The organism is Chryseobacterium sp. SSA4.19 (assembly GCF_022601875.1).
GTDB lineage: Bacteria > Bacteroidota > Bacteroidia > Flavobacteriales > Weeksellaceae > Chryseobacterium.
On record NZ_JAKVIP010000004.1, the window covers coordinates 25,236 to 36,237 of the forward strand.

Genomic DNA, 11,002 nt, shown 5'->3' on the forward strand with positions numbered 1-11,002 from the left:
TAAAAGTTGTAACGACAAATGTAATGGAATATTATGAAATGTTATCTTAAAAATTGCTTAAAAAACATCTCAAAACCTGTTATTTTCAAAATAGTAAATTTCTTTTCAAAAAAAATTTGAAAAGAAATTATGTTCGGTAAGATATTGGGTAAAAGACTTTTTAGTCTTCGTCTACCACAATATCATCCTGCTTAAATTCACATTTAAGTCTGAAGGGAATAGGTGTACCGGATCCTGTATAAAAATCATCAATAGTCCCTTTCCAGATTACCTGCAGTACATCATCCTCATTCTTTTCAAACTGAAGCTCATTGTCATAGATAAAAGCATCTTCATCGTCAAAAAGGTCCACTTCTGTAAAGGTATCCTCTTCGGAATCATTAATGACAATTGTTTTTCCTTCTATTTCTCCTGACTCCAGAGGAAAATCAAAAACTTCAAGTGAGAGTTGCGGAAAGTTATACTGCAAAGAATCATCATCTACATGATCCAGACTGTCATCCGTAAGTATTTCAACCTCTAATAAATGCTGCTGGTTGCTGTAAATCGCCTTACAATAAGTGTTTCTGATATTGTACTTTAGCGTTTCGTCCGGATGGTAAATTTTTAAAATCCCTTTCATTATTTCTTAAAAAAGAACTGTAATACTATGATTGTTAAACGTTTTCAACAAAGATAAACAATAGATTGAATGTGAAAATTATTTTTTAAAATTATTTTTAAAAATCCTTCATTTGGTCTATAAACTACAGTTATTGAGAAAATTAATTTGTTACGATCAATCCCTAATAAGATAAAATGGCTGCTGCCATTCATATTTTTTAACTTGTATTCTTATAATATTTACATTTGCTTCAAAAATAATTCTGAAAAATGAAAAATATTATATTGAAAGGCATTTTAGGATTAAGTGTGATGATGGGTCTTAATTCCTGTAAAAAATATGACTCCCCTTTAACAAAAGTCACTCCTTCCAATCTGGATTCGATTGCTTCCAATTACTATGAACAGTATTTAAAACTATATCCTTTAGAAGCTACTTCACAGGGTGACCTGAGGTATAACGATCAGCTGCCGATTACGATTGATAAAGATTTTATTTCAGGAGAAGTCGCTTTTTATCATTCGGTACAGAAACAGCTTGAAAATGTTGATTATAAAAGCCTTTCTGATGAGAATAAAGTGGTTTATGATGTCTTGGATTATACATTAAAAGATAAAATTGAAGCGTATGCCTATCATCCTGAGTATATTCCGTTTACACAGTTTGGCGGACTTCCGCTGACCTTCCCTTTATACGGAAGCGGACAGGGAAGCCAGCCTTTCAAAACGGAAAAAGATTATAATGACTGGCTGAAGAGAATGGAAAAGTTCCCCGACTGGATGAATGCGGCAACCGAAAATTTCCGTGAAGGAATCAGCAATAAAATAGTGCTTCCAAAAAAGCTGGTTATTAAAATGATTCCTCAGATGAGAGCGGAAGAAATAACATCTGCTGACCCGGGGAAAAACATTTTTTACGGGCCTGTTAAAAACTTCCCGAAGGATTTTACCAAAGAGCAGAAAAAAAGACTTTCAGCATCTTATAAAGAAATTATTACTAAAAAAATCATTCCCTCATATACAAAAATGGGAGATTTCCTGGAAAAAGAATATCTGCCGAAAGCCCGGGATACGGATGGTTATAACAGCCTACCTAACGGAAAGGAAATTTACCGGTATTATGTAAAAAGCTGGACTACGACCAATCAGTCTCCGGAAGAAATCAATAAGACAGGACAGCAGCAGGTAGCTATGCTCCGTGCAGAAATGGAAAAAGTAAAGCAGCAGGTAGGCTTTAGCGGAACCCTGGAAGAATTCATCAGCTTTGTAAAAACAGATCCGAAAGCAATGCCTTACACTACATCCAAAGAAGTATTGGGTGCTTTTAACGGAATTTTAGCGAAGATAACCCCAAAGCTGAAAACGATGTTCTCCGTTACTCCGAAAACAAAATTTGAAATCCGTCAAACCGAAAAATTCAGGGAGGCCAGTGCCAGTGCAGAATATATTCAGGGAACTCCTGACGGGAAAAGACCCGGGATCTTTTACGTTCCGCTTCCCGACCCTTCAAAATTTAATATCACTTCAGGAATGGAATCTCTTTTCTTACATGAAGCTATTCCGGGACATCATTATCAGGTCTCTCTTCAGCAGGAAAATACACGGCTACCGAAATTCATGAGATTCGGCTGGTTCGGTGCCTACGGTGAAGGCTGGGCGCATTATTGTGAAACATTAGGCCCTGAATTCGGATTATATACCGATCCTTATCAGAAAATGGGATACTTGAGTGACCAGATGCTGAGAGCAGTAAGGTTGGTAATAGATACAGGATTACATACCGGGACCATGAAAAGAGAAGAGGCTATTAAGTATTTTCTTAGCAACATCTCTTATGATGAAGCCGGAGCAACCGCTGAGGTAGAACGGTATATGGCAATGCCTGGCCAGGCTTTGGGCTATAAAATAGGTTCCCTTAGAATCCGCGAGCTGAGAGAAAAATATCAGAAAGAATTAGGAAAGAACTTCAGCCTGGCTAAGTTTCATGATGAAGTACTCAGCCTGGGCTGTCTTCCTCTGGATGTTCTGAGCAGGAAAATGGAGCTTTGGGCAAAAAAACAAAAATGATCACTCTAAATAAATAAAGAATGTTTACTATAGAACAAATTGAAAATGCCCACAGTAAAGTAAAATCAGCTGCCGATTTTCCCAATTATATACAGGAAATCAAGAAGTTTGGAGTCACGTCATTTGAAACATGGGTGAAAGACAGTCATACAGAATATTTTGGTAAAGAAGGTTCTAATACCGTTTCAAAAGCCCAGTATGAAGATTTAATGATTGGTGAAAATTCTGATGAAGAAGTATTTGTCGAATATCTTAAGCGCATCAAAAAGGTAAAACAGACTATATAACATTCTGCCGGCATTGTGCAGAGACAGGAATCGAAAAATGGCGTGTCGATATTAATGCCCATACCTGCACTTATTTTGATAAAAAAGGAAATGAAATTTTAAAAGAAGATATTCCTCATTGAAATTGATTCACAGATAATTTTATGATTTCCGTTTTACTTTTATTTTTTTAAGCTATGATAAAAGCTTTGTATGTAATGTCCGCCCTTCTCGCATGGATAGTATTATCCTGTAAGAAAGAGAAAAACAGGGAAGGGAACTTTGGAAAATTTTTAATAGATAAAGGCCTGGCACAAAATGATACGATTAAACTTTTATCAAAATTTCCTGAATTAAAATTGTTTCCGGGCGAAAAGCCGGTAAGTAAAACACGATCTGCTTATGTAATCCAAAATCTGGGTATCCATGCTATGGATAATTATAAATGTAATGCCGTTATAAAAAATGACACTTTGCAAATATGGATCAATAACAGCAACAGCTATTTTGGAAATGGAGTTCTGATAAACATTGTTGATGGCCATTTTGTAATAAAAGATATTGATCCCAAAACACTCCATTCTGAAATTAAATTTATCAAAACAAAACCTCTCCATCAAAAATTAGTTTTAAATAAAGCTGATTTTCTAGCGAACGACAGTATTTATGGATTTATAGATTATAAAACCAAAGTCGATTCTTTTACAAAAGATTTCAGAGGATATTTTAAAACCGTAATACAATGATAACAGAAAGCCTAAAATTTTTATACGCAAGGGATTTAAATAAGTTAAAGACAGAAATAGAAACATACCAAAATGAAAAAAAACTTTGGAAAATCAATAAAAACATTTCCAATTCTGCGGGAAATTTATGTCTTCATTTAATAGGCAACTTAAATACCTATATCGGAGCTCAGCTTGGACATTCAGGATACATCAGACAGAGGGATTTAGAGTTTTCATTAAAAGATATTCCCCGGACTGAACTTATCGAACAGGTAGAAAAAACAATTAATATGGTCAATTTTACGCTTGAAAAATTATCTGCCGAAGATCTGGAGAAAGAATATCCTGCCGAACCTTTAGGATACCCAATGACTATAGAGTATTTTCTTATTCATTTGTTCGGACATTTGAATTATCATGTAGGACAGATCAATTATCACAGAAGATTGCTGGATCTGGAGTAATCTTCAAAACTACAAATACCCTAAATTTTCGAATTTTGTATACAAAGGAACGAGAATTTTATCGGTTAATCAACTTTCTATTTCTCAAAAAGCATTTTCGTAATAAAATCCTTTTCACCTTTTCCTCTTGCAGGAGAATATTCCCTTCCGTAATAAATAATCTGAAGGTGCAGCTTATTCCAGACTCTTTCAGGCCAGATGGATTTTGCGTCCTTTTCTGTCTCTATTACATTTTTTCCCGACGTCAGTTTCCATTGTGTCATTAGCCGATGGATATGCGTATCAACCGGAAAAGCAGGGAATCCAAAGCCCTGGCTCATCACCACAGAAGCTGTTTTATGTCCTACTCCGGGTAATGCTTCCAGTTCTTCATATGTCTGAGGAACTATCCCCTGATGCCTTTCCAGAAGAAGCTCTGCCATTCTTTTCAAATTTCTGGCTTTGGTATTGGATAATCCGATTTCTTTAATCAACTCTTTGATTTCGTCTGCTTCCAATGCAGCCATTTTCTCAGGTGTTCCGGCAATTTTAAAGAGTTCCGGAGTTACCTGATTCACTTTTTTATCGGTTGTCTGGGCAGAAAGTGCTACGGCAACCATCAAAGTATAAGGATCAGTATGATCCAGCGGAATAGGAACTTCTGGATACAATTTTTCCAATTCCTGCTGAATGAGCTCGGCTCTTTGCTTTTTTGTCATATAACCGTTAATTTTGAACAAAATTAAATTATTATGCTGAAAGTCGGAGATAAATTACCAAGATTTGAAGGAATAAATCAGAACGGAGAAACTGTACAGTCTGAAAATCTGATAGGCAAAAAATTAGTTATTTTCTTTTATCCTCAAGCCAATACGCCTACCTGTACGGTAGAAGCGTGCAACCTTAGCGATAATTATTCAAAATTGGAAAAAGAAGGATTCCAATTATTGGGTATTAGCGGAGATTCTGTAAAAAAGCAGAAAAACTTTCACGATAAATTTGCTTTTCCTTATGATTTAATTGCTGACGAAAGCCATGAAATTATTGAAAATTTCGGAGTTTGGCAGGAAAAAAAGACTTTTGGAAAAACATACATGGGGATTGTAAGAACCACTTTTATTTTTGATGCAGAAGGAATCTGTACCAGAGTGATTGAAAAGGTAACTTCAAAAACAGCAGCCGAACAGATTTTAGAAGATAAATAATATGATCTTCACTTTACATGGTCATTGTTAAACTAAAATGTGAAGTGAAGACTTTTGAAAACAGCCTCATCTATTCCGTTTCGTAATACATGAGTTCTTCAGGGTCTTCGGGAATCATTACATATTTCTGAAACTTCAATCCTAGTTTCTCAATGAGCTTCTGGGAAGAAAAATTATCTTTTGTGGTAATCGCTGAAATTTTTTGTAATCCGAAATCTTCCATCCCGATGGACTTTACTTTTAATGCTGCTTCGTACGCATACCCTTTTCCTTCAAATTCATCAAGAAGAGAAAAACCGATATCAACAATATCCAGTCCTTCCCTTTCAAAAATTCCTATTCCGCCGATTTTAACATTCCCTTCTTTTGTGATGATCAGGTAGTTTCCGAAGCCCAGTTTTTCAAACTGCGGAAGAAATCTGGATTTAATATAGTTTTCCGCATCGGCAACCGTTTTTAATTGGCGGTCACCAATATATTTAATGAATTTAGGTCTGTTATAGAGATCACGAATAAACGCTCCATCTTCCAGTGACATAGGACGGATAATTAATCTTTCTGTTTCATACGACTTATCTGCGTTTTGTGGATCTGGCTGGTTTTTTAGGCTCATCTTTAGGTTCCTCTTTCTTTTCAATTTTTAAAAGCCTTGGATTATTCGTACACTTTTTATTATAAAGCTCGATATATGATCCGTTATCTTTAACATTAGAAATATTCCCTGTTGATTTACTAATGGTTAAGGTAAAATATTTTTTCTGATAAGGACATTCTTTTGAAGTAAGTTTTCCTAAATCCAGATAATAGTTGGATGAATCTTCATAATAATTCCCGGCGACATCTCTAAAATTTTCATCAATAATATAGCCTTCCGCTGCTACAGATACTGCTGCATCCTGAATATTATCAATCCTGCCTGTAAACTTCTTAAGTTCCTCCAGATTCGTAACATATGCGGTTTTTCCGCCCAGAGAATAGACAATATAATAAAATTCATTTTCTTCAGCGATTCCGATGTTAAACCCTGAAGACTGAGACAGGTAATTTTTATCCGCTGAGGATGATTTTATGACCGTATCTTTCCCTGACACCTGATGAATAAGACTCCAGGAATCTGCTTTACTTTCAGGGATAATATTCTGAAGGACATTAGCCACATCATAAAACTGCTTTTTTTCTTGTGAATATAAAGATACTCCCCAAAAAATAAATAAGAACACACTGAATTGATAACTGTATCTGATCATAATTCAAGAACGCCGAAAGCATCCAAATATTTTACATGAATTTGTCTCCTTTCTTCAGGTTTTTCAAATCCAGAACATAATCTTTGATGAGCTGGTCATTATCTCTGGGACAAATCAGCAATGCCTTATCCGTATCAACAATAATATAATTTTCCAGTCCGTCAATAATAACAGCTTTATTGGTATTTTTCAGCCGGATAACATTTCCTTTTGAATTGTAAGTAAGTACGGGCTGTTTGGATTTCACTGAATTCTGGTTATCATCCTTGTCTGCATTTTCATATACTGAAGTCCATGTTCCAAGATCACTCCATCCGAGATCAGCAGGAATTACATACACATTTTTTGCCCTTTCCAAAATACCGTTATCAATAGAAATCTTCTGAAGTTTAGGATAAATCAGTTCAATACAGTCATTCTCATTCTCTGTATTGTATTCACAAGCCATAAAATGCTGGGTCATTTCCGGCAGGTATTTTTCAAATGCATGAGAGATACTCTTTACATTCCAGATAAAAATTCCTGCGTTCCATAAAAAATCACCACTCTCCAGAAAACTTTTTGCAATTTCCAGGATCGGCTTTTCCGTGAAAGTTTTTACTTTGTAATAATCAGAATTGTTTTTGTTTACAAACTGAATATATCCATAGCCCGTATCAGGTCTTGTAGGAGTAATTCCTAAAGTCACAAGAAATTCATTCTCAGACGCAAGATCAAAAGCTAACTTTACTTTTTCTAAAAAAACATCTTCTTTCAGGATGAGATGATCTGCCGGCAGAACAATCATGGTAGAATCCGGATCAATTTCTGCAATCTTACTGGCCATATAGAGATTACAAGGTGCCGTATTCTTCAGCAATGGCTCTCCTACAATATTTTTCTGAGAAATTTCGGGTAACTGCTGATGAGTAAGCTCTACATATTCTTTATTGGTAATCACGAATATATTTTCAGCAGGAATGATTTTGCTGATCCTGTCGTAGGTCTGCTGAATCATGGTACGCCCTACTCCTAAGATATCCTGAAACTGTTTCGGGAATTTCTGCGTGCTCATAGGCCAGAATCTGCTACCGATTCCTCCCGCCATAATTACGCAATATCTTTTTGATTTTGACATTCTTAAGTGAATTTTTCTACCCTTGCCAAAGGTTTGAAAGAGTACTTCCTTCCTGTAGCCAGGTTCTTACAAAGATAGTTTTTTTTAATAAGACCTTCCAATAAATACTTTTCATTCCGATACATGAAGAGGTCTCCTTTTTCCAGCTTTTCGATAAATATAAGGTTATCATCCTGGGTTTCAATATGAAAATATTTAACCAGATCCGGACTTGCCATGAAGTTGGCCTTTGGAGATTTTGAAAATTTTAGAATAACCGGCCTCAGGTTTTCTTCATACACACTAAGGCTTTCCAGCAGCATTTCACTGAAGGTTTTCTTCCACTCATGTCCATGGGCAGAAATTCTTCTTCCATATTTTTCAAAGGCGATCAGATGGGCGAGCTCATGCGTTAACACAAAGAAAAAAAGCTGTGGAACCAAGGTTGAATTGATTGTAATTTCATGAGAATGGTCCGGGAGTTTACGGTAATCCCCCAACTTGGAATCTCTGTTTCGTGTTACTTTTATATGAATATAATAATCTGCAAACCAGATTTTTAAATACGGAAGCGTGCTTTGTGGTAAATATTTTTCTAAAGACTGGATTGACATGCTACAAACTTAATGGAATTCCTGAATAGAAATTCAGAAGCTTAAGGCTGAAAAGATAATTAAATTTAGACTGAGCTACAGTGCCCTGTGCATTAGCATAGTTATTCCTCGCCACATTTACATCATAAATGGTAGACCTTCCAGCCGCATAACTTTTATCCGCAAAATCCAACGCCAGCTTGGTGCTTTTTTCAGTCTGCAAAGCCGATAAATAAATCTCGTAATTGGCATCAACATCAAACTGGGCTTTCTGAACATTTTCCCTTACAGATTGCTTTTGTTGCTGCATGGTTACTTTAGCAATATTTTCATTCAGTTTTGACTGTTCAACCTGAAGTTTTGTAATTCCCTTGTTAAAAATCGGGATATTTAAAGATAAAGCTGCCTGCTGACCGAAATTATCTTTATATTGCCCAAAAAGATTTCTTTCATAAACTAAGTTTCTGTTCTCATCTATCCCTACAATATTTGTATTTAGAAGATTATTGTAGAAAGACCCTATTCCAACACTTGCCGTTAATGTTGGCCAAAAAGCAGTTTTTGTAACTTCTGTCTGGGCTTCTGCAGACCGGATCCTGCTTTCCGCTGCTTTGATCTGTGGCTGGTTTTCATAAGCTGTTGCTAAAACTTCATCAACGGATTTAAGCTGTGGCGCCAACTGATCCGGAACCTCCACATCTTCAACATCAAAATCTTTATATTCCTGGAGCTGAAGCAGCTGAACCAAAGCAAATAAGCTTCTTCCAACATTAATTTCGGCCGTTTTGAGATTCTGCTTCTCCCTTGCCAGTCCGGCTTCGGCTTCGGCAAGAATAGTTTGTGCGGTTGTTCCTACGCTGGTGGTTATTTTAGCCCTGTCATATTGCTTCTGGGCATTTTCTACAGCAGATTGAGAAATTTTCACAATTTCTTTATTTAACAGTGTTGTTAAATACTGTTGTGCGATCTGAAGAGAGATATCATTTTTAATCGTCTCAATATCATATTGACTGGCTTCTACATCAAATTCTGTTTTCCTTACGGTTTTTTCAAGCCGTCCGTAATTATAGACCAGCATATCAGCACTAAGATTGGCATTATTACTAAACCTATCGTTCCGGATACTTCCTGTACCCAAAGAAGCCTGTCCGAAACTTACGCTGTTTCCGAGGTTTGCGGAAATCGAGGGAAGGTAATTTTTCTTTGCTATTCTAAGATTAAGATCCTGCATTTGTTTTGAATATTCATTTTGGATCACCTGCAGATTATGCGTGGTTGCATAGTCTACACATTCTCTTAAAGACCATTTTTTCTGGGCATTGACGGCCAGACAAGATAATCCCAGAATAATAGTCAAAACTTTTTTCATGTTACGCTTTTTTATAATTAGACGAACCAAATATAAAAAAGTTACAGTTTCAGAAAATTATTGTTTCATATCTATGAAACTTTTGAGAATTTTGTAACATGACTATCGAACAATATCAGGAGGCTGTGGAATGGCTTTTCATACAAGCTCCAAATTATCAGATTGACGGGCAGAAAGCTTATAAGCCCGGACTGGATAATATTATAAAGCTATGTGAGTTTTTCGGCAATCCTCAGCAAAAAATAAAAAGCATTCATATCGGCGGAACAAACGGAAAGGGTTCTTCAAGCAATATGCTGGCTTCAGTACTTCAGGAGGAAGGATATAAGGTAGGTTTATATAATTCACCGCATCTTATTGATTTTACAGAACGGATCAAAGTAAACGGACAGAACTGTGATAAGGAGTTTGTTTATCAATTTATTCAGAAACTTAAAAATCTTCCGGATGATATCCATCCTTCCTTTTTTGAGTTTACCACCATCATGGCCTTTGAATATTTTTACCAGAAACAGGTCGATTTTGCGATTATTGAGGTTGGCCTGGGAGGAAGACTGGATTCGACCAATATCATCACTCCTTTAGTTTCAGCCATTACAAATGTTCAACTGGATCATCAGAATATTTTAGGAGATACCCTTGAAGAAATTGCCCAAGAAAAAGCCGGGATCATCAAAAACCATATTCCCGTAATTTCCGGAGACGAAAATGAAATTGTAAAAAAAATCATAAAAGAGAAAGCGGATGCTGCACATGCTCCTTTTATTGATGCCACCTTGATAACTGCTGAGTGGGAATCTGATCTCAAAGGAAATTACCAGGAGAAGAATATTAAAGTTGTATTAGCAATGATTCAAGAGCTGAAGCAATCAGGCTTCAGCATATCGGATCAAAGCATAAAGCATGGCTTAATGAATGTTCATGCCAATACCGGATTTATCGGCCGCTGGTTTGAATTTTCAAAGCATCCGCTTACAATCTGCGATACAGGACATAACCAGGCAGGCTTGGAACAGGTATTTAAACAGCTGAATTCCATAAACCGTCATAAACATGTGATCCTGGGATTTGTAAATGACAAAAAAATTGATGAGGTGATGAAAATTTTACCTGAAAATTCAGCGTTTTATTTTGCAAAACCTTCTATTCATCGTGGGCGACATCCTGAAGATTACCAGAATTTATTAGATGTGGCAAAAATTTCTTATAAAATTTTCAGCACCGTACAGGCAGCGTATGTTTCTGCAAAACAACAAGCTACATCGGAAGAAATGATTTTTATAGGTGGAAGTAATTTTGTTGTAGGAGAATTTTTAGAAAAAAACTTGACTGATAAAGAATAAGTGTGTATATTTGCACCACTCAAAACGAGAAATCGTCTAGGG

Annotated in this window: 12 protein-coding genes and 1 pseudogene; 6 read left to right on the forward strand and 7 right to left on the reverse strand. The window is 36.1% G+C overall.

Features of this window, described 5'->3' with window-relative positions; all coding sequences use genetic code 11:
• Positions 1 to 160: 160 nt before the first annotated feature.
• Positions 161 to 622, reverse strand: coding sequence for a hypothetical protein (locus tag MKJ01_RS03430; protein ID WP_241611956.1), 462 nt, complete (start codon positions 620 to 622; stop codon positions 161 to 163).
• A 251-nt stretch (positions 623 to 873) separates the two neighbouring features.
• On the opposite strand from MKJ01_RS03430, the gene MKJ01_RS03435 reads away from it, so the two are divergent.
• The 4 genes and pseudogenes from MKJ01_RS03435 to MKJ01_RS03450 all read left to right on the forward strand — a co-directional run bounded on the left by MKJ01_RS03435 (position 874) and on the right by MKJ01_RS03450 (position 4,128).
• On the forward strand, positions 874 to 2,670 hold the full coding sequence (locus MKJ01_RS03435; protein WP_241611955.1) for a DUF885 family protein: 1,797 nt from the start codon (positions 874 to 876) through the stop codon (positions 2,668 to 2,670).
• 20 nt (positions 2,671 to 2,690) lie between these two features.
• A pseudogene (locus tag MKJ01_RS03440) lies at positions 2,691 to 3,079 on the forward strand (DUF1398 domain-containing protein).
• A gap of 54 nt (positions 3,080 to 3,133) precedes the next feature.
• Complete coding sequence (locus MKJ01_RS03445; RefSeq protein WP_241611952.1) at positions 3,134 to 3,682, forward strand: hypothetical protein; 549 nt, start codon at positions 3,134 to 3,136, stop codon at positions 3,680 to 3,682.
• Complete coding sequence (locus tag MKJ01_RS03450) at positions 3,679 to 4,128, forward strand: DinB family protein (protein ID WP_241611951.1); 450 nt, start codon at positions 3,679 to 3,681, stop codon at positions 4,126 to 4,128. The genes MKJ01_RS03445 and MKJ01_RS03450 overlap by 4 nt, the downstream gene beginning before the upstream one ends.
• Before the next feature lie 77 nt (positions 4,129 to 4,205).
• Here the strand turns inward: MKJ01_RS03450 and nth are convergent, their stop codons facing one another.
• Positions 4,206 to 4,826, reverse strand: a complete 621-nt coding sequence (nth, locus tag MKJ01_RS03455; RefSeq protein WP_241611949.1) for an endonuclease III — start codon at positions 4,824 to 4,826, stop codon at positions 4,206 to 4,208.
• 33 nt (positions 4,827 to 4,859) lie between these two features.
• Between nth and bcp the strand changes: the two genes are divergently transcribed.
• Entirely contained in the window at positions 4,860 to 5,312 is a 453-nt protein-coding gene (gene bcp, locus MKJ01_RS03460; protein WP_241611947.1) for a thioredoxin-dependent thiol peroxidase, read from the forward strand.
• Positions 5,313 to 5,382: 70 nt separating this feature from the next.
• Here bcp and MKJ01_RS03465 read toward each other — a convergent pair whose 3' ends face one another.
• The 5 genes from MKJ01_RS03465 to MKJ01_RS03485 are packed head-to-tail and all read right to left on the reverse strand — an operon-like array spanning position 5,383 to position 9,617.
• Positions 5,383 to 5,925, reverse strand: coding sequence for a GNAT family N-acetyltransferase (locus MKJ01_RS03465; RefSeq protein WP_241632479.1), 543 nt, complete (start codon positions 5,923 to 5,925; stop codon positions 5,383 to 5,385).
• The gene (locus tag MKJ01_RS03470) at positions 5,885 to 6,559 is read right to left on the reverse strand and encodes a hypothetical protein (RefSeq protein ID WP_241611945.1); all 675 of its coding nucleotides are present in this window, start codon (positions 6,557 to 6,559) and stop codon (positions 5,885 to 5,887) included. The genes MKJ01_RS03465 and MKJ01_RS03470 overlap by 41 nt, the downstream gene beginning before the upstream one ends.
• Positions 6,560 to 6,590: 31 nt before the next feature.
• The gene (locus tag MKJ01_RS03475; protein WP_241611944.1) at positions 6,591 to 7,676 is read right to left on the reverse strand and encodes a mannose-1-phosphate guanylyltransferase; all 1,086 of its coding nucleotides are present in this window, start codon (positions 7,674 to 7,676) and stop codon (positions 6,591 to 6,593) included.
• 2 nt (positions 7,677 to 7,678) lie between these two features.
• Positions 7,679 to 8,269, reverse strand: coding sequence for a SprT-like domain-containing protein (locus tag MKJ01_RS03480; RefSeq protein WP_241611943.1), 591 nt, complete (start codon positions 8,267 to 8,269; stop codon positions 7,679 to 7,681).
• Position 8,270: 1 nt separating this feature from the next.
• Positions 8,271 to 9,617, reverse strand: coding sequence for a TolC family protein (locus MKJ01_RS03485; RefSeq protein ID WP_241611942.1), 1,347 nt, complete (start codon positions 9,615 to 9,617; stop codon positions 8,271 to 8,273).
• A gap of 98 nt (positions 9,618 to 9,715) precedes the next feature.
• Between MKJ01_RS03485 and MKJ01_RS03490 the strand changes: the two genes are divergently transcribed.
• On the forward strand, positions 9,716 to 10,960 hold the full coding sequence (locus MKJ01_RS03490) for a folylpolyglutamate synthase/dihydrofolate synthase family protein (RefSeq protein ID WP_241611941.1): 1,245 nt from the start codon (positions 9,716 to 9,718) through the stop codon (positions 10,958 to 10,960).
• The last annotated feature ends 42 nt before the right edge of the window (positions 10,961 to 11,002 follow it).

Bases quoted from the DNA above. Each gene is read 5' to 3' on its own strand.
- MKJ01_RS03430 (WP_241611956.1), bottom strand. From the start codon at position 622: ATGAAAGGGATTTTAAAAATTTACCATCCGGACGAAACGCTAAAGTAC.
- MKJ01_RS03435 (WP_241611955.1), top strand. From the start codon at position 874: ATGAAAAATATTATATTGAAAGGCATTTTAGGATTAAGTGTGATGATG.
- MKJ01_RS03445 (WP_241611952.1), top strand. From the start codon at position 3,134: ATGATAAAAGCTTTGTATGTAATGTCCGCCCTTCTCGCATGGATAGTA.
- MKJ01_RS03450 (WP_241611951.1), top strand. From the start codon at position 3,679: ATGATAACAGAAAGCCTAAAATTTTTATACGCAAGGGATTTAAATAAG.
- nth (WP_241611949.1), bottom strand. From the start codon at position 4,826: ATGACAAAAAAGCAAAGAGCCGAGCTCATTCAGCAGGAATTGGAAAAA.
- bcp (WP_241611947.1), top strand. From the start codon at position 4,860: ATGCTGAAAGTCGGAGATAAATTACCAAGATTTGAAGGAATAAATCAG.
- MKJ01_RS03465 (WP_241632479.1), bottom strand. From the start codon at position 5,925: ATGAGCCTAAAAAACCAGCCAGATCCACAAAACGCAGATAAGTCGTAT.
- MKJ01_RS03470 (WP_241611945.1), bottom strand. From the start codon at position 6,559: ATGATCAGATACAGTTATCAATTCAGTGTGTTCTTATTTATTTTTTGG.
- MKJ01_RS03475 (WP_241611944.1), bottom strand. From the start codon at position 7,676: ATGTCAAAATCAAAAAGATATTGCGTAATTATGGCGGGAGGAATCGGT.
- MKJ01_RS03480 (WP_241611943.1), bottom strand. From the start codon at position 8,269: ATGTCAATCCAGTCTTTAGAAAAATATTTACCACAAAGCACGCTTCCG.
- MKJ01_RS03485 (WP_241611942.1), bottom strand. From the start codon at position 9,617: ATGAAAAAAGTTTTGACTATTATTCTGGGATTATCTTGTCTGGCCGTC.
- MKJ01_RS03490 (WP_241611941.1), top strand. From the start codon at position 9,716: ATGACTATCGAACAATATCAGGAGGCTGTGGAATGGCTTTTCATACAA.